The 428-nt window shown below is 72.9% G+C and carries 1 protein-coding gene; it reads left to right on the top strand.

The features are described 5' to 3' along the window. A partial coding sequence (locus ACEN88_RS34360; RefSeq protein WP_413346877.1) for a sigma 54-interacting transcriptional regulator occupies positions 1 to 428 on the top strand: 428 nt, incomplete at both ends.

Genomic DNA, 428 nt, shown 5'->3' with positions numbered 1-428 from the left:
GCGCGGCGCGCGGCGCGTACACGGGCGCGCAGGAGCGCCGTGGCCTGTTCGCGGAAGCGGACGGCGGCACCCTGTTCCTCGACGAGATCGGCAATGCGCCGGCCAGCGTCCAGCCGATGTTGCTGCGCGTGCTGGAAGGGGGCGATTACCGTCCGCTGGGTGCGAGCCAGGACCGCAAGACGACGGCGCGCCTGATCGCGGCGACGGACCAGGACCTCGATGCGGCCGCGTTCAACCAGGCCCTGCTGCGCCGGCTGGAGGGATTCGCGCTGCAACTGCCGCCGCTGCGCGCGCGGCGCGAGGACATCGGCGTGCTGATCGTGCACCTGCTGCAGGCGCATGGCGCGCAGCCGGTGCTGCCGCTGGAGCTGGTGGTGGAGATCGCGTGCTACGACTGGCCCGGCAACATCCGCCAGCTGGGCCACACG

Origin of the sequence: Massilia sp. CT11-108, from assembly GCF_047302915.1 — a bacterium.
In the GTDB taxonomy this organism is placed as follows: Bacteria; Pseudomonadota; Gammaproteobacteria; order Burkholderiales; family Burkholderiaceae_D; genus Telluria; species Telluria orientalis.
Note: the sequence above shows the minus strand (reverse complement) of the source record. Positions and strands in the feature narration are given on the sequence as shown.